15 protein-coding genes are annotated in these 16,308 nt (G+C 68.2%); 6 read left to right on the top strand and 9 right to left on the bottom strand.

Annotated features, from left to right (window positions below):
• Nucleotides 1-279 precede the first annotated feature (279 nt).
• Together bioB and MKK88_RS07735 are read right to left on the bottom strand one after the other, a co-directional pair.
• Complete coding sequence (gene bioB / locus MKK88_RS07740) at nucleotides 280-1,281, bottom strand: biotin synthase BioB (RefSeq protein ID WP_243998499.1); 1,002 nt, start codon at nucleotides 1,279-1,281, stop codon at nucleotides 280-282.
• Nucleotides 1,282-1,338: 57 nt separating this feature from the next.
• A complete protein-coding gene (locus MKK88_RS07735) occupies nucleotides 1,339-2,223 on the bottom strand; it encodes a fumarylacetoacetate hydrolase family protein (RefSeq protein WP_243998497.1) in 885 nt (294 codons plus the stop codon).
• Between the two features lie 415 nt (nucleotides 2,224-2,638).
• Between MKK88_RS07735 and MKK88_RS07730 the strand changes: the two genes are divergently transcribed.
• Nucleotides 2,639-3,952 (top strand): OmpP1/FadL family transporter, encoded by a 1,314-nt coding sequence (locus tag MKK88_RS07730; RefSeq protein WP_243998495.1) that lies wholly within the window; start codon nucleotides 2,639-2,641, stop codon nucleotides 3,950-3,952.
• A 145-nt stretch (nucleotides 3,953-4,097) separates the two neighbouring features.
• Here the strand turns inward: MKK88_RS07730 and MKK88_RS07725 are convergent, their stop codons facing one another.
• Nucleotides 4,098-5,879, bottom strand: a complete 1,782-nt coding sequence (locus MKK88_RS07725; RefSeq protein ID WP_243998701.1) for a PHA/PHB synthase family protein — start codon at nucleotides 5,877-5,879, stop codon at nucleotides 4,098-4,100.
• 281 nt (nucleotides 5,880-6,160) lie between these two features.
• On the opposite strand from MKK88_RS07725, the gene MKK88_RS07720 reads away from it, so the two are divergent.
• Nucleotides 6,161-6,499 carry a hypothetical protein gene (locus MKK88_RS07720; RefSeq protein ID WP_243998493.1) on the top strand — a complete coding sequence of 113 codons (339 nt, stop codon included), beginning with the start codon at nucleotides 6,161-6,163 and terminating at the stop codon, nucleotides 6,497-6,499.
• Nucleotides 6,500-6,608: 109 nt separating this feature from the next.
• Nucleotides 6,609-7,826 carry an LL-diaminopimelate aminotransferase gene (locus MKK88_RS07715; protein ID WP_243998491.1) on the top strand — a complete coding sequence of 406 codons (1,218 nt, stop codon included), beginning with the start codon at nucleotides 6,609-6,611 and terminating at the stop codon, nucleotides 7,824-7,826.
• Between the two features lie 91 nt (nucleotides 7,827-7,917).
• Here the strand turns inward: MKK88_RS07715 and MKK88_RS07710 are convergent, their stop codons facing one another.
• Entirely contained in the window at nucleotides 7,918-8,307 is a 390-nt protein-coding gene (locus MKK88_RS07710) for a hypothetical protein (protein WP_243998489.1), read from the bottom strand.
• A gap of 379 nt (nucleotides 8,308-8,686) precedes the next feature.
• On the opposite strand from MKK88_RS07710, the gene MKK88_RS07705 reads away from it, so the two are divergent.
• Together MKK88_RS07705 and MKK88_RS07700 are read left to right on the top strand one after the other, a co-directional pair.
• On the top strand, nucleotides 8,687-8,899 hold the full coding sequence (locus MKK88_RS07705; RefSeq protein WP_160533643.1) for a hypothetical protein: 213 nt from the start codon (nucleotides 8,687-8,689) through the stop codon (nucleotides 8,897-8,899).
• Nucleotides 8,900-9,010: 111 nt separating this feature from the next.
• Nucleotides 9,011-9,370 (top strand): hypothetical protein, encoded by a 360-nt coding sequence (locus MKK88_RS07700; protein WP_243998487.1) that lies wholly within the window; start codon nucleotides 9,011-9,013, stop codon nucleotides 9,368-9,370.
• A gap of 353 nt (nucleotides 9,371-9,723) precedes the next feature.
• Here the strand turns inward: MKK88_RS07700 and MKK88_RS07695 are convergent, their stop codons facing one another.
• On the bottom strand, nucleotides 9,724-10,062 hold the full coding sequence (locus tag MKK88_RS07695; protein ID WP_243998485.1) for a DUF3140 domain-containing protein: 339 nt from the start codon (nucleotides 10,060-10,062) through the stop codon (nucleotides 9,724-9,726).
• A 199-nt stretch (nucleotides 10,063-10,261) separates the two neighbouring features.
• On the opposite strand from MKK88_RS07695, the gene prfB reads away from it, so the two are divergent.
• Nucleotides 10,262-11,390, top strand: a protein-coding gene (prfB, locus tag MKK88_RS07690; RefSeq protein WP_243998483.1) for a peptide chain release factor 2 whose coding sequence is annotated in 2 segments (ribosomal slippage) — nucleotides 10,262-10,330 and nucleotides 10,332-11,390 — 1,128 coding nt in all. Because the reading frame shifts where the segments join, the coding sequence is not laid out codon by codon here.
• A 212-nt stretch (nucleotides 11,391-11,602) separates the two neighbouring features.
• Here the strand turns inward: prfB and MKK88_RS07685 are convergent.
• The 4 genes from MKK88_RS07685 to MKK88_RS07670 form a co-directional block, all read right to left on the bottom strand.
• Nucleotides 11,603-13,204 carry a gamma-glutamyltransferase family protein gene (locus tag MKK88_RS07685; protein WP_243998481.1) on the bottom strand — a complete coding sequence of 534 codons (1,602 nt, stop codon included), beginning with the start codon at nucleotides 13,202-13,204 and terminating at the stop codon, nucleotides 11,603-11,605.
• Nucleotides 13,205-13,398: 194 nt separating this feature from the next.
• Entirely contained in the window at nucleotides 13,399-14,322 is a 924-nt protein-coding gene (locus MKK88_RS07680; RefSeq protein WP_243998479.1) for an ABC transporter ATP-binding protein, read from the bottom strand.
• The gene (locus MKK88_RS07675; RefSeq protein ID WP_243998476.1) at nucleotides 14,319-15,251 is read right to left on the bottom strand and encodes an ABC transporter ATP-binding protein; all 933 of its coding nucleotides are present in this window, start codon (nucleotides 15,249-15,251) and stop codon (nucleotides 14,319-14,321) included. The genes MKK88_RS07680 and MKK88_RS07675 overlap by 4 nt, the downstream gene beginning before the upstream one ends.
• Nucleotides 15,252-15,322: 71 nt before the next feature.
• Nucleotides 15,323-16,264, bottom strand: a complete 942-nt coding sequence (locus tag MKK88_RS07670) for a D-2-hydroxyacid dehydrogenase (protein WP_243998474.1) — start codon at nucleotides 16,262-16,264, stop codon at nucleotides 15,323-15,325.
• Between the last annotated feature and the right edge of the window lie 44 nt (nucleotides 16,265-16,308).

The following is a 16,308-nucleotide window of genomic DNA, read 5'->3' as shown; positions in this document are numbered from 1 at the left end:
CGGTGTTTTGCCGAGCGCGAGGCGAGCGTTCGCTGCCCTCGGCATCTGACCCGCCGGCTTCCCCGAACCGGTGGTGCGAAGCGGGATCTGATCCGGGATCCCGCGTGAAAAGTGCCGCGCGAGCAGCTCAGGGTGATCCCAATCCACGCCGCGCGCCATCGCGTGCTGGCGCCCGGGCGGCATTCCGTCTGCGCTCCAAGCGCCCGGGGAAAGGGCGCAGCCGGGCCCGACGCGCCATCCCGGTCTCAGTCCAGTGCCTCGACGGGGGGGACTGCGCGCCTATTCCGCCGCCGCCAGAACCGGTTCGGCGACGCGAATGCCGAGATCGGACAGCAGGGCCGCATCCGCATCCGCTTCGGCATTCGCGGTCGTGAGCAGCACCGCGCCGTAAAAGATCGAGTTGGCTCCGGCCAGGAAGCACAGGGCCTGGGCTTCCCGGCTGAGGGCCCTTCGACCCGCGCTCAGCCGGACCCGGGCCCGGGGCATCACGATGCGGGCGGTTGCGCACATGCGCACCATGTCGAAGGGGTCGATCGGCTTCGCGGCGTCACCCAGCGGCGTGCCGGCGACCGCCGCCAGCGCGTTGATCGGCACGCTCTCCGGGTGCGGGGCGTGGTTGGCCAGCACCTGCAGCATCCCCACGCGGTCGCTCGCCGCCTCGCCCAGGCCGATGATCCCGCCGCAGCAGACGCCGATCCCCGCCGCACGTACCCGCTCCAGGGTGTTGAGCCGGTCTTCGTAGGTCCGGGTCGAGACAATCTTGTCGTAGTAGTCCGGTCCGGTATCCAGGTTGTGATTGTAAGCCGTCAGCCCGGCCTCGGCGAGGCGCTCGGCTTGGCTCGCCGTCAGCATGCCGAGCGTGACGCACGCCTCCATGCCGAGGCCGCGCACGCCGCGGACCATGGCGAGCACGGCGTCGAAGTCCGGCCCGTCCTTGGGGCTACGCCACGCGGCGCCCATGCAGAACCTGGTCGCGCCGGACGCCTTCGCGGCGGCGGCCTCGGCCAGAACCGTCTCCACCGGCATCAGGCGCTGGCGCGCGAGACCGGTCTCCTTGTGGTGGGCCGATTGCGAGCAGTAGCCGCAATCCTCCGGGCAGCCGCCGGTCTTGATCGACAGCAGGCTCGCCCGCTGGACATCGGCCGGGTCGTTGTACGCCCGATGCACGGTGGCGGCCCGGTGCACGAGATCGAGCAGGGGCAGATCGTGGATCGCCTGGATCTCCGCCACGGTCCAATCGTGGCGGATGTCCTGCGGGTGCTGGGTGGCGGCTTGGCTCATGGTTCCTTTGAGTGGGATCGGCGCAAAAAAATCAAGCACCCCAATCCGTCACCCCGCTCAGTCGGTCGGCTCGCCGGCCGAAACCTTGGCGGTCCAGTCGTCGAAGGCGATGACCTTCTGGCGCTGCTCGCCCAGGCGCTCGATCCGCAGCACCATCTCGTCGCCCGCCTTCAGGTAGCGCGGCGGCTTCATGCCGAGGCCGACGCCGGGCGGCGTGCCGGTGGTGATCACGTCGCCGGGCTCCAGCAGCATGAAGTGCGACGTGTAGGCCACGAGCTGGGGCACGTCGAAGATCATCGTGGCGGTCGAGCCGGTCTGGCGGCGCTCGCCGTTCACGTCGAGGCTCATGGCGAGGGCCTTGAGATCGGGGATCTCGTCCAGCGTCACCAGCCAGGGGCCGAGCGGCCCGAAGGTCGGTGCGCTCTTGCCCTTCGTCCAGGTCGGGCCGCGATTCATCTGCCAGTCCCGCTCGGAGACGTCGTTGCAGATGCAGGCGCCCGCCACGTAGCTCAGCGCCTCGTTGGCATGGACGTAGCTGGCGCGCCGGCCGATCACCACGGCGAGCTCAACCTCCCAATCCGTGCAGGATGAGCCCTTGGGGAGGATGACCGCGTCGTTCGGCCCGCACAGGCTCGACGGCGCCTTGTTGAAGATGATCGGCTCCGCGGGGATCGGCGAGCCGGTCTCGGCGGCATGGTCGGCGAAGTTGAGGCCGATCGCCACCACGTTGCGGGTGCCGCCCACGCAGGGGCCGAGCCGCACGTCCGGCGGCAGTTTCGGCAGGGTCTCGGGATCCAGCGCGCGCAGCCGCGCCAGCGCGTCGGGCGCCAGCGCCGGGCCGGCAATGTCGCGTATGATGCCCGAGAGGTCGCGCAGGCCTCCGTTGGCATCCACGAGGCCGGGCTTCTCGTCGCCGCTCGGACCGTGCCGGAAGAGCTTCATCGCCGCGCTCCTGAATCCTACCCTGGAACCGGTCTATGCCGGCCGCCGGAACCATGGCCGGGTGCCAGCCCTGGTGCAAGCGTGACCGACCGGTGAGGCCAGGAACAGAAGTGTCGCCGTCGAGCAACACCTTGGCGGCAAAGTGCATACCGACCTGCCGATCGATTTATTGTTCCCAATCGGTGATGTCTGTTGAATAAGGCCTCAGGTCAGTTCAGAGGCGCAGAACATGCGTATCTCGAATACACATCGGCATGTCTGGGTATCGGTTTACTGGGCTTCTTCTTCCTGCTCGGCGTGCCGATTATCGTTGCGATTCAGCCCTCCCAACCTGCACCATGGCTCAAACGGCGCCGCATAACGAGTCGCGGAAAAGCGACGGCGCCGAACAGTTGTGAAGGGCTCGGGGGATACGATGGGCGGGACGGTGCGCGCGGCGATGCTCGCGGCGACAGCGATGGTTCTCGGGGCTGGCGCGGCGCAGGCCGGCGCGTTCGGGATCCGGGAGCAGAGCACGCAGGCGCAGGGACTCGCCTTCGCGGGCGCGGCGGCGGGCTCGGGCGGCGTCTCGTCGATCTTCTGGAATCCCGCGACGATCACCATGAACCCCGGCTTCGTCGCCGAGCAGAACCTCACCTTCATCGGCCTGTCCTCCGAGATCCGGCCTGATCTCGGCACCAACCCGGGCTTCGCCCGCCTCGGCGGCTCGGGCGATATCGGCCAGGGTGCCGTATTGCCGGCCGGCGCAACCTCTTACCAGATCAACGATCGGCTCTGGCTGGGCCTCTCGACCGGCGCGCCCTTCGGCCTCGTGACGAAGCCGCGACAGGTCTGGGCCGGCGAGGTCTACGCGAGCTCGTCCCGGATCTTCTCCCTGGCGATCAACCCGGTGATCGGCTTCAAGGTCAACGAGTGGCTCTCGGTCGCGGCCGGCCCGAACATCGAGTATTTCCGCCTGACCCTGCGGCAGGCTTTGCCGATCCCCGGCATCCAGCCGACCGTCTACCCGAGCTCCTTCCTCAAGGGTGAGTCCTGGGGCGCGGGCTTCACCGCGGGCGCCACGCTGACACCCCGGGACGGGACCGTTCTGGGCATCGGCTATCGCTCCTCCGTGCATCACGACATCGATGGCTCGATCGGCGTGCCCCTGGTCGCCCTGGCGCCTTTGGCCGGGCAGGTCCGCTCGAAGCTCAACACCCCCGACAAGCTGAGCGTCGGCCTGACCCAGGCGATCTCGCCGGTCGCCCGGGTGGATCTCGGCTTCGAGTGGGACAACTGGTCGAGGCTCGGCAATATCGGCATCGTGTCGAAGACGCTGGGGCTGCCGGTGAACTCCCTGCCGCTCAACTATAAGGACGGGTACACCTACTCGATCGGCGCCGAGTACGACGCATCACCGAACCTGACCCTGCGCACGGGCTTCGCCTACGAGACCTCGCCAATCGATTTCTCCAACCGCTCGGCGCGTCTGCCGGACGGTGACCGCTACGACATCTCGGTCGGCGCGGGTTATCGCTGGAGTCAGGCGCTGACGCTGAATGTCGCCTACTCGCACTTCTTCCTGAACCGCTCGCGGGTCCTTTCCGGCATCGGGCGCGATTACAACGTCAGCAACATCGCCTTTGCGGGCGTGGTCGATTCGAGCGCCGACATCGTCTCGGTGGGCTTCCGCTACGTGTTCGGTGCCCCGCCGCCGGCAGCGCCTGCGCCGCTGGTGCGGAAGTACTGACGCGTTGGCCTAACGGCTTCGCTGCGCTCGTCCTTGCGAGTGCAGCGAAGACCTCCAATGTGGCGCGACGTTCGGGGAGCGCGCGCTGCCGGGGGTCACTTCGCTCTGCTCGTGTGCACGTGCCGATGTCCGGCCGCATCACGCCTCAGGCGCGCATCCGCACATAGGTCCCGGGCGCCGGCCCCAGGGATTGCAGCGCGTCACCGCCGGGCTTCCGCGCCGGGACCCGCTCGGGCGCCTGCGCCTCGATCCACTGGAACCAGTACGGCCACCACGAGCCCTTGGTTTCCGCCGCCGCCGCGATCCAGGATTCCAGCGTCCCCTTCACCGGCCCGCCGGTCCAGTAGCCGTATTTCGGCTTCGACGGCGGGTTGACCACGCCCGCGATGTGGCCCGAACCCGCCAGCACGAAGTCGACCTTGCCGCCGAACGCCTTCGAGCCCTCGAACACCGAGAGGGCCGGGGCGATATGGTCCTCGCGGGTGGCGAGATTGAAGACCGGGATCTGCACCTTCTTGAGGTCGAGGCGGACGTTGCCCAGCACCATCCGGCCCTGAGCCAGCGTGTTGTTGAGGTAGCAGTTGCGCAGGTAGAAGGAATGGTTCGCCGCCGGCATCCGGGTGGCGTCCGAATTCCAGTACAGAAGGTCGAACGCCGTCGGCGCCTTGCCCTTGATGTAATTGTTGACGACGTAGGGCCAGATCAGGTCGTTCGGCCGGAGCATGTTGAACGCGTTGGCCATCCGGGACCCGTCGAGATACCCCTGCTCGGCCATGCGGGCCTCGACCTGACGGATCTGTTCCTCGTCGGCGAAGACCTTCAAGTCGCCCGCATGGGTGAAGTCGACCTGGGTCGTGAGCAGCGTGGCGCTCTTGATCCGCCGGTTGCCGGTGGCGGCCTGCATGGCAAGCGTGACGGCGAGCAGCGTGCCGCCGACGCAGTAGCCGGCCGCCGTCACCTCGTTCTCGCCGGTGGCGACGCCGATCGCGTCGATGGCGGCCTCGATCCCCTCGCGCATGTAGGACTCGAAATCCTTGTCGGCGTGGCGCGAATCCGGGTTGACCCAGGAGATGCAGAAGACCGTCAGCCCCTGATCGACCATCCACTTGAAGAAGCTCTTCTGGGGATTGAGATCGAGGATGTAGAACTTGTTGATCCAGGGCGGCACCATGAGGAACGGGCGGCGCAGCACCGTCTCGGTGGTGGGGGCGTACTGGATCAACTCGATCAGGTCGTTACGGAACACCACCTCGCCGGCGGTGACCGCCACGTTCTTGCCGACTTCGAAACCCCTCGGATCGGTCTGGCGCACGCGGAGCTGACCGCCGCCGGCCTCAAGGTCCTCCTCGTACATCTTCAGGCCGCGGACGAGATTGGCGCCATTCTCCTGAAGGGTGTGGCGGATCAATTCCGGGTTGGTCGGCAGGAAGTTCGACGGCGAGAGCATGCTGGTGAGCTGGCGCAGGTAGAACTGCGCCTTGTGGCGCGTATGGGCGTCGAGCCCATCGGCCTCATCGACCAGTCCCTCGGCCCAGCGGGTCGCGAGCAGGTAGGCCTGCTTGAGGAAATCGAAATACGGGTTGGTGGACCACTCCGCATGCGCGAATCGGGCATCCCGGGGTTCCGGCAGCGCCACCGGTTCGGCGGTCTGGCCCTGCAGGCGCAGATAGGTTGAGCCCCACAGCGACAGGAAGGCCTGGGACAGGCGACCTTGCGCCTCGGCGCTCTTGCTCGGATCGGCGAGCCAGGCTTCGGCCACCTGCTGGAGGACCTTGGCGGCCTCGTTGATCTCGCCGCCGGGGGCGCCGGCCTGGGTTTCGGGGTGGAGCAGCCGGCCGACATTGCGGCCCATCGCCTCCATGAACTGCCCGGCATTGCGCGACAGCGCCTCGAAATCCGGCAGCGGCGCGCTGGGTCCAGCCGGCATCGCGCCGTTGGCGCCCGGGTTCGAAGGGGTGGTTCGGTCCGGCGCCTGAGGGCTGGTCAAACGTGCCTCCCTGTGAGTTCGTCCGTCGACCCCTGCCGGGGCCTCGTTTCCGACAAAATAAGGAGCGAGCCAGAGTTTTCGCCAGTGCGCTCACCGGCGCGACCGAAACATCCGGCCGATCTTCTCATGCCCGCCCGTCTTCTCATGGACATGTGACTATGGATCGACCCGCTTTGATCCCCGTCGTCTGCGTTCAACGCGCCAGCCGGCGCTCCGGCCTCATGCGGGCAGCGATTCTCGTCGTCCTCGCGGGTCCGCTCGCCGCCTGCTCGGGCGATGTCGTCCGGTCGCTCGCCTCCGACGCGGGCTACGGGCCGCGCGTCGTCGCGGCGCCGGACTTCGTGACCGAATCCCGCAGCAAGGGGGCGCCGGATTACATGCCGGTGGGCGTCGATGCGCCGAAACGCGCGGTCCGGGCGAAATCCGTCAATGGGCAGAAGGAACTCGAAGCCGAGTTGGAAAGTGCGCGCGGCCGGAACGAGGCCCGCGGCCGCGCCGCCGCGAGCGCCGGCCAGGGCGCGGCGGCCACGATCAAGCCGGCCCCGGCCCCACCCCAATAGCCACGGTTTTGTGGGTCGGCGGCGGCGCACAAGTCTGTTAGACTCGGTGGTTCGCGCGACCGGCACAGATGAGAGACGCCAGCACCGGGGCGCGCCGATGGACAGGCCCATGACCGACTTTCACCGCATCAAGCGTTTGCCGCCCTACGTCTTCGAGCAGGTCAACCGGATCAAGGCCGCCGCCCGGGCGCAGGGTGCCGACATCATCGATCTCGGCATGGGTAACCCCGATCTCGACGCGCCGAAGCACGTCATCGCCAAGCTGTGCGAGACCGCCGGGCGCCCGCGCACCGACCGCTACTCGGCCTCCAAGGGCATTGCCGGCCTGCGCAAGGCCCAGGCGGGCTATTATCAGCGCCGCTTCGGCGTGACCCTGAACCCCGACACGCAGGTCGTGGCGACGCTGGGCTCCAAGGAGGGCTTCGCCAACATGGCCCAGGCGATCACCGCCCCGGGCGATGTCGTGTTGGTGCCGAACCCGAGCTACCCGATCCACGCCTTCGGGTTCCTGATGGCGGGCGGCGTCATCCGCTCCGTACCGGCCGAACCGACCCCGGCGATGTTCCCGGCGCTGGAACGCGCCATGCGCCATTCGATCCCGAAGCCCGTGGCGCTCGTGGTCTGCTACCCGTCGAACCCCACCGCCTATGTGGCGAGCCTCGATTTCTACACGGATCTCGTGGCCTTCGCGAAGAAGCACGAGCTGATCCTGCTGTCGGACCTCGCCTACGCGGAGGTCTATTTCGACGGCAACCCGCCCCCCTCCGTGCTGCAGGTGCCGGGCGCGATCGACTGCACGGTGGAGTTCACATCGCTGTCGAAGACCTACTCGATGGCCGGCTGGCGCATGGGCTTCGCGGTGGGGAACGAGCGCTTGCTGGCGGCGCTCACCCGGGTGAAATCGTATCTCGATTACGGCGCCTTCACGCCGATCCAGGTCGCCGCGACCGCGGCCTTGAACGGGCCGGACGATTGCATCCACGAGATGCGCGGCATCTACAGGAAGCGCCGCGACGCTCTGGTGGAATCCTTCGGCAAGGCCGGCTGGACGATTCCCTCGCCAGCGGCCTCGATGTTCGCCTGGGTTCCGATCCCCGAGCGGTACCGGGAGATGGGCAGCCTGGAATTCTCGAAGCTGCTGCTTGAAAAATCCGACGTGGCGGTGGCGCCCGGCATCGGCTTCGGCGAGTTCGGCGACGAGTACGTCCGCATCGCCCTCGTCGAGAACGAGCAGCGCATCCGCCAGGCCGCCCGCAACGTCCGCCGGTTCTTCGACGGCACCGACAAGACCCTGCACAACGTCGTGCCGATGGCCCGGGCCGGGTAGGACTCGCATCCGACCGGGCGAGGCGGTTCGGACTGGCCCGAGCCGCCCTGACCGCAAAGCCTTGCGCCCGCCCCCGGAGGGGGCCGGATGTCTAGGCCTGGGAAGCGCTCAGGCCCGCAAATCGCCGCGTCAGCGCGTCCGCCGCGCGGATCCGGCGCGCAGCGAGGTCCCGGATCGATACGGCGGCGTGTGCAAAACCGCCGGCGGCACCGGGCCGACCCGCCTGGACGATCGCTCGCAGGGCGAGGATGTCCGCCCGGTTGGTGATCGAGGCGAGTAGGGCGCTCCTGTCGGAGGCGCCGGTTGCAGGTTGCGCCGCCCACATCTCGGCCAAGCCATCCGCGAAAACCTGTGCGGCGGCGGCAATCTCGCCTCGGAAGTCTGCCTCCGAAGCGCCCAGGGTACGGCGTTCCCTGTTGGCGTCGCCCAGCGCCGACGCTGCAGCCTCGTCCCTCATCAGCGATGCAAGCGATGATCTCATAGCAGTTGTTCCAGGCAGGTATGCATCAGGATACGGCAAAACTCTAGGCGATGATGGTTAAGAAATCTCAAACTCGTGAATTTAATCCTGAGCTGTGCCTGAAATTGCTTTGTGAATCCTCGGTGACAAACGGATTGGCGTCCAGAATCACTCAGGAATGCGGGATCGATTTGAATCTATTCTGTGCCCGGGTGCAAGTCTGTTATCCGGCATCTCCGCGCATTGGTTCTCGTGCGACCAGGCTGACGGTGCGCGTCAGAATTGTTGCCGTGGGGCGACAGGCTCCACCAAAGGTGTCGGCCGCCCGCCCGGGCGCTTGTCAGGACTCGCCGGTATGACCAGGGTCGGGGGAGGGGTCTTCCCGCGTCCCGAGAGAAGCATGCGCCGCCTGAACCTGATCGCCGCCCTGCTGCTCGCTGCCGCGGCCTCGGCCTGCGCCCCGAACCCGATCATCGCCCGCGATCCGATCCCCGCACCGGGGCCGACGGATGTCTATGCGTGCGATTCGAAGCCGTTGCCGGTCAACGCCTTCATCTCGGATTGCAAGCCCGTTCCGGCGAGCCCGCAGGTGGTCCTGCGCGCCCGGGGCTGATCCGGCCGAACTTTCGCTAACCGGTCGGGCCGAAGGGGCCGGACAATCCGGCCGCGATCAGCTAGACTGTTCGTGATTTGCCGGTCGTGCCGGCCCGTGACGGAGCATCGCGTGAGCATTAAGACCCTGATCGCCGCCGGACTTCTCGCCCTCGTGGCGGGGCAGGGCGCCTCGGCCTCCGACGCAGCTTACGCGCCGTCGCCGTATCAAGGGCCGTCCTACGTGTTCACGGCGCCGAACGGGCCGACCGTCCTGAGGACCGACGGCTGCTGCCAGGTCATCGTGCCGCCGCACCGCCCCGATCTCGCTCAGCCGGCGGTGCCGGTGGCCGAGGTGATGAACGGCGGCGGCTTCGGCTACACCGGGTTCGACTACTACAACGACCAGATCACGGAGGGCCGGTTCGGCGCGCGCAAGCGGCCGAAGGAATACGTGATCGCCCCGTCCTACATCGTGTCGCCGCGCTACTGAGCCGGTCATCGGGGTTTCCCAAGGGCGAGCCCCGGCCCCGAAAAAGGCGCCAATTCAGCCCTTCCGGGGCGTTGTGCGCGCACGTTGGCAACGGACGCGCGCCGTCATCGCGAGCGCAGCGAAGCGACCCAGGGCAGCGCGACCGCGGCCGATGGAGCGCTACCTGGATTGGTTCGCTTACGCTCGCAATGACGGTGGCCGCCTAACAGGGGGCATCAAACCGCTGGCCGCCGTGAGGAAAACGTCATCACCGCGGGGGGCGGAAACACCTCGAAAAGGCTGGGTCCCAACCTTTCGGAACCGGGATCCAGCCGTCGGTGCAGCGGACGACCGCGCTCGAGTCGAACCGGCTCTCAATCCTTCTGCGGATCGTGGCCCCAGTTCATCAAAGACATCCGCCAGGCCGAGTCCGGATCCTTCCGGGCGGCGCCGCCCTGTTTCAGGTGCCGGTGGACGTAGCCCACGACCTTGCGCATGGCGGCGTAATCGTCGTCGGTGAGATCCGCCTTCTTCTTGTCCTTGATCGCCAGGATGCGCCGGCCCATCTCGTGGCCGGTCGATTCATCGCCATCCTTCTTCTGGCCGACCTCCTGGCTGGCGTCGCTGTCGAGGTGCTTCTTCAGCGCGGCCGGCGTCATGTTGACGGCCTCGTTGAAGTCCGTCCACGTCGCCGCGTGATCGTCATCCGCCATCTGCGGGTCTCCTTCGTGTCCGTGCGGTGGGTGCCCGACAACGCGCCCGGCGCGGACCGGCTCGCGCGCCTCCCTGCGGTCGGGCGCCGCATGCGTGGAGGCCGCGGTGGCGGGGCGGCGTTTACAGGCCGGCCCCCGGGGGCTATCACCCCGGCCTGACACCGAACCCGTTTCCCGCACCCCATTCCCGAAAAACCAGATGCGCGCCGAGATCGAGCAAGCCTCGGATGCCGCCAAGCAGTCTATAGGACTGCTGAGGAGGCATCTTTGACTGGGACACAGTCGATAAACGCCTCGCGGAGCTGAACGCGGCTTCCGAGAACCCCGACCTCTGGAACGATGCCGAGGCCGCCCAGAAGGTCATGCGCGAGCGCCAACAGCTCGACGAGGCCGTCACGGCGATCAAGAAGCTCGAGCGCGATCTCGAGGACGGCGCCACGCTGATCGAACTCGGCGAGATGGAGGGTGACGAAGCCTCGATCCGCGAGGGCGAGGCGGCGATCCTGGCCGTCGAGAAGGAGGCGGCGAGCCGGCAGGTCGAGACCCTGCTGTCGGGCGAGGCCGACGGGTTCGACACCTATCTCGAAGTCCATGCCGGCGCTGGCGGCACCGAGAGTCAGGACTGGGCCAACATGCTGCAGCGCATGTACGCCCGCTGGGCCGAGCGCCGGAAGTACAAGGTCGATGTCGTCGAGATGACCGACGGCGAAGAGGCCGGGATCAAGGGCGCCACGCTCCTGATCAAGGGCCACAACGCCTATGGCTGGCTCAAGACCGAATCTGGCGTCCACCGTCTGGTGCGGATCTCGCCCTACGATTCCAGCGCCCGACGGCACACGAGTTTCGCCAGCGTCTGGGTCTACCCGGTGATCGACGACCGGATCGAGATCGAGATCAAGGAATCGGACTGTCGGATCGATACATACCGGTCGTCCGGCGCCGGCGGCCAGCACGTCAACACCACCGACTCGGCGGTACGCATCACCCACAACCCGACCGGGATCGTGGTGGCGTGCCAGCAGGAGCGCTCGCAGCACAAGAACCGGGCGACCGCCTGGAACATGCTCCGCGCCCGGCTCTACGAGGCGGAGCTGAAGAAGCGCGAGGAGAAGGCCAACGCCGAGGCCGCCTCCAAGACTGATATCGGCTGGGGCCACCAGATCCGGTCGTACGTGCTGCAGCCGTATCAGCTGGTGAAGGACCTGCGCACCGGCACCCAGTCCACCGATCCGGACGAGGTGCTCGACGGTGATCTCGACCCGTTCATGGAAGCATCGCTGGCCCAGCGCGTCTTCGGCGGTGGCGAGGCGGTCGAGGATATCGACTAGTTGGCTGGTGGGACCGGGATGATCGGCGTTCCGGTCCCCGGTGCTTCCAACCACCTCACCTCATCCTGCGGTGCCGGAGCGAAACGGAGGCCTCGAAGAAGCCTTCCAGATGGACTTGCGATCCCTGGGATCCTCCTCAAGGCCCGCTGACGCGGGCACCTCAGGATGAGGGGGGTGGATGGGATGGTCCCATGCAACCCCTGCCAAGCCCCTCAATACCCCAGCGCCGCCCCATCCTTGCGCGGATCCGAGCCGGCCGCCAGCGTGCCGGCCTTGCGGTCGATCCAGATGACCTGCCCGCCGCCGAGCGGTAGCGGCGCGCGGATCGCCGGGTGGCCGCGCTCGATCAGCCCCGCCATCACGGCGTCGGGAATCCCACCCTCGACCTCCAGGGTCCCGCCATAGGCGAAGCTGCGTGGGGCATCGAGGGCCGCCTGCACGTCGAGCCCCCGGTCGATGAGGCCGGACAGCAGCTCGACATGGCCCATGGCCTGATAGTGGCCACCCATGACGCCGAACGGCGCCACCGCCTGCCCGTCCTTCATCAGCATGCCGGGGATGATCGTGTGCATCGGCCGCTTGCCCGGCCCGACGCTGTTCGGATGGCCGCCCTCGGTGCGGAACGACAGGCCGCGGTTGTGCAGCAGCACACCGCTCTCGGGGGCCAGGATGCCGGAGCCGAAGCCCTGGAAGATCGAGTTGATCAGCGACAGCGCGTTGCCGTCCCGGTCGACCACGCAGAGATAGACCGTGTCCTTGTGGGCGCGGCCCTCGGCGATCTCCCGGGCGATCTCGGGATAGATCTCCGGGGCGCGGGCGCGGCCCATATCGATCGCCCCGTGGGCGGCGGCCTTCCAGGCATCCGAGAGCAGGTGCTCCACTGGCACGTTGGCCAGCGCCGCGTCGCCGAACAGGACGTCCCGGTGATGGTAGCCCTGCTTGCAGACCTCGGCGAAGAGGTGGAGCCGGTCGAGGTCCGAAAGGGCGCCGACATCGTAGTGCGACAGCACGTTCAGCATCATCAGCGCGGCCAGACCCTGGCCGGCGGGCGGACACTCGTAGACGTCGTAGCCGCGGTAACGGGTCGAGACCGGCGTGACGATATCGGGCCGGGCGGCGGCGAAATCCTCCAGCGTGTGCAGACCACCGAGTTCGGTGAGGCGACTCACCATGTCCTGCGCGACGGGGCCGGCATAGAAGGCGTTGGGGCCTTCCGCGGCGATCTTCCGGAGCGTCGCGGCGAGCTTCGGCAGGCGGAAAACGCTGCCGATGGCCGGGGCTTGTCCACCCGACAGGTAGGTCCCGGCGGCGTGCGGGTCGCCGGCGACCCGGGGTACGCAGCGCAGCCAGTCCCAGCCGACGCGCTGCTGGATCACAAAGCCCTCCTCCGCATAGCGGATCGCTGGCTGGAGCAGCTCGCCCAGCGAACGGGTGCCGTGCTCACGCACCAGACGATCCCAGGCCGCGACCGCGCCCGGCACCGTGACGGCGTGCGGCGAGGTCGGCGTGATGGTGACGCCATGCTCGGCGTACCACTCGGGCGTCGCGGCGGCCGGCGCCCGGCCCGAACCGTCGAGGGCGATCGGCTTGGTGGCGCCCGCCGGGGCATAGAGGGCGAAGCAGTCGCCGCCGATGCCGGTCATCAGTGGATCGACCACACATTGCACGGCCACCGCCGCGATGCCGGCATCGACGGCGTTGCCGCCGGAGCGCAGAACCTCGATGGCGGCCAGCGTCGAGAGTGGGTGTGAAGTCGCGACGGCGGCGTTGGCGGCGTAGACCGGGGAGCGGCCGGGGGCGGAGAAGTCTCTCACGGGATGTCCTGTCGTTTCCGAGTCGTCCAGCGTTTCCCCTCCCCCTTGTGGGGAGGGGTCAGGGGTGGGGGTGGTTCAGAAGGAACTGCTGAGCCGCATCCTGCAGCACCCCCACCTCCGGCTCCTCCCCACAAGCTTGAGCGATCCCGGGCAAGCCCGGGATCGCCAGGGGAGGAGAGAGGCGCGCGCCTTAATCATTGAGCCTCGCCATCCGGCAGCGCCACCCAATGCCCCGGCGCCACCTCGGTGAGGGGCCCGTCGGGCGGCTGGTCGTGGCTGGCGAGGTCCCGGGCGGCGAGGCGGGCGCGCTCCTCGGCCGGGTGCGGCACCGGCACGGCGGCGAGCAGGCGGCGGGTGTAGGGATGGCGCGGATCCGCGTAGAGGGCATCCGCCTCGGCCAGCTCGACGATCCGCCCGCGCCAGAGCACCGCGACCCGGTGGCAGAGGTAGCGCACCATCCGCAGGTCGTGGGAGATGAAGAGGTAGGACAGGCCCATCTCGTCCTGCAGGTCCTGCAGCAGGTTCACCACCTGGGCCTGGATCGAGACGTCGAGCGCCGCGATCGGCTCGTCGGCGACGATGAAGCTGGGCTTCAGGGCGATCGCCCGGGCGATGCAGATGCGCTGCCGCTGGCCGCCCGAGAACTGGTGCGGGTAGCGTCCCATGAAGCGTGGATCGAGCCCGACCCGCTGGAACAGACCCGCCACCGCCTCCCGCCGCTCCGGGCCCCGCATGTCGCGCCGGTGCAGCTTGAACGCCTCGGCGACATAGTCGCCGGCGCTCATCCGCGGGTTGAGCGCCGCGTAGGGATCCTGGAACACGGTCTGGATCCGCGCCCGCATCTTGCGCATGGCGCCCGCCGAGAGCTTGGCGAGGTCGGTGCCCTCGAACGCGATGGTGCCGGAGGTTGGCGGGTTGAGCATGGTCACGGCCCGGCCGATGGTCGACTTGCCGGAGCCGGATTCGCCGACGAGCCCTAGGGTCTCGCCGGGCCGGATGTCGAAGCTCACGCCCTCGACGGCGCGGAACACCGACGCCTTGCCGCCCCACCACGAGCGCAGGGGATAGTGCTTGGACAGGTCGCGCACCGAGACGATCGGATAATCCTGAACGCTCATCGTGCGGCCTCCGCGGCCAGGAGGTTCGGCAGGTCGTACCAGGCGGCGACGAGGTGGCCGGGGGCGGCACCGGGCGCCTGCGCCAGCGGCGGCATCTCGGTCCGGCAACGGGGCGTCGCGAAGCCGTTGCGCGGCGCGAACGGGTCGCCCGGCGGCGGACGGCGCATGTCCGGCGGCGCGCCCTCGATCTGGTGCAGGCGCCGCCGTCCCGCCCGGCCGCCGGAGAGATCCGGCAGGGAGCGCAGCAGACCCAACGTGTAGGCGTTGCGCGGGTCCGAAAAGATGTCGTCGACCGGGCCGCGCTCCAGGATCCGGCCGGCATACATCACCTGAACGGTGTCGCTGATGCCGGCCACCACGCCGAGGTCGTGGGTGATCCAGATGATCGCCATGCCGAGCTCGCGCTTGAGCTCCTGCACCAGGGCGACGATCTCGGCCTGCACCGTCACGTCGAGGGCCGTGGTCGCCTCGTCGGCGATCAGCAGCTTCGGCCGGCAGCTCAACCCGATGGCGATCATCACGCGCTGACGCTGGCCGCCGGAGAATTCGTGCGGGTACTGGTCAAGGCGCGCGCCCGCGTTCGGGATGCGCACGAGGTCGAGGAGTTCTTTCGCCCGGGCGCGGGCCGCGCGGGCGTCGAGGCCCAGATGGATGCGCAGGGGCTCGATGATCTGCGCCGCCACCGTCATGCCGGGGTTGAGCGAGCTCATCGGGTCCTGGAACACGAAGCCGATCGCGCCGCCGCGGATCTTCCGCAGTTCGCGCTCCTTCAGGGCGAGGAGGTCGCGCCCCTCGAACAGGACCTGCCCGCCGGTGATCCGGCCGGGCGGGCGCGGGATCAGGCCCAGCATGGCGAGCACATGCACGCTCTTGCCGGAGCCGGATTCGCCGACGATGCCCAGCGTCTCGCCCTCGTGCGTCTTCTGCACCGCCGCTCCCCTCTCCCAACCCCCTTCGGGGGCCACCCTCCCCCGCGGAGGGGGGAGGGAGAATCCGCCCGTTACTCGACCACGTTCTGCGGCTTGCCCGCCACGAAGGCCTCGACATTGTCGACGAGCTGATCGGCCAGGATCTGCATCGCCTCCTTGCTGGCCCAGGCGACGTGCGGCGTGACGATCAGGTTCGGCAGATCGGCCTCGCACAGGATGTTGCCGTCCTTGGGCGGCTCCTGCGCCACCACGTCGAACCCGGCGCCCGCGATGGTGCCGTCCTTGAGCGCTTCGAGCAGGGCCGCCTCGTCCACCAGCCCGCCCCGGGCCGTGTTGATGAGGATGGCGCTCTTCTTCATCTTCTTGAGCTCGGCGGCGCCGATCATCCCCTTGGTGTCGGGGGTCAGCGGCACGTGCAGCGTGATGACATCCGACTGCGCGAGGATCGTCTCGAAATCGACCAGCCCCTCCTGCGGGAACACGTCGTAGGCGAGGACCTTCATGCCGAGCGCCTCGGCCCGCTTGGCGATCGACTTGCCGAGCGCCCCGTAGCCGACGATGCCGAGCGTCGAGCCGGCGATGTCGTAGATCGGATAATCGAAGTAGCAGAACTGCTTGGACTTCGCCCAATCGCCGCGCTTGACCGAGTTGGCGTAGGGCACGATCGCCCGGCGCAGGGCGAACATCAGCCCGACCACGTGCTCGGGCACCGTGTTGAACGCGTAGTTGCGGATATTGACGACCGTGATGCCCTGAGCCTTCGCCTGGGTCTTGTCGACCACGTCGGTGCCGGTGGCGGCGACCGCGACCAGCTTCAGGTCGGGGAGCTGCTTCAGGGTCTCGGCCCGCATCGGGACCTTGTTGATCAGGGCGATCTCGGCGCCCTGGAGGCGGGAAACGATCTCTTCCGGCGTCCAAGTCGAGTCGTGCTCGACGTATTCGTGCGGGAAGTTGAACGGTCGGACCCTGGCATCGAGGGATTCACGGTCCAGGAACACGATCTTCTTGGTCATGGATCCCTCTCGGGCGGTTTCCTCTGAATCTTCTTCTTACTTGC

Origin of the sequence: Methylobacterium sp. E-005 (genome assembly GCF_022829725.1) — a bacterium.
In the GTDB taxonomy this organism is placed as follows: domain Bacteria; phylum Pseudomonadota; class Alphaproteobacteria; order Rhizobiales; family Beijerinckiaceae; genus Methylobacterium.
Note: the sequence above shows the minus strand (reverse complement) of the source record. Positions and strands in the feature narration are given on the sequence as shown.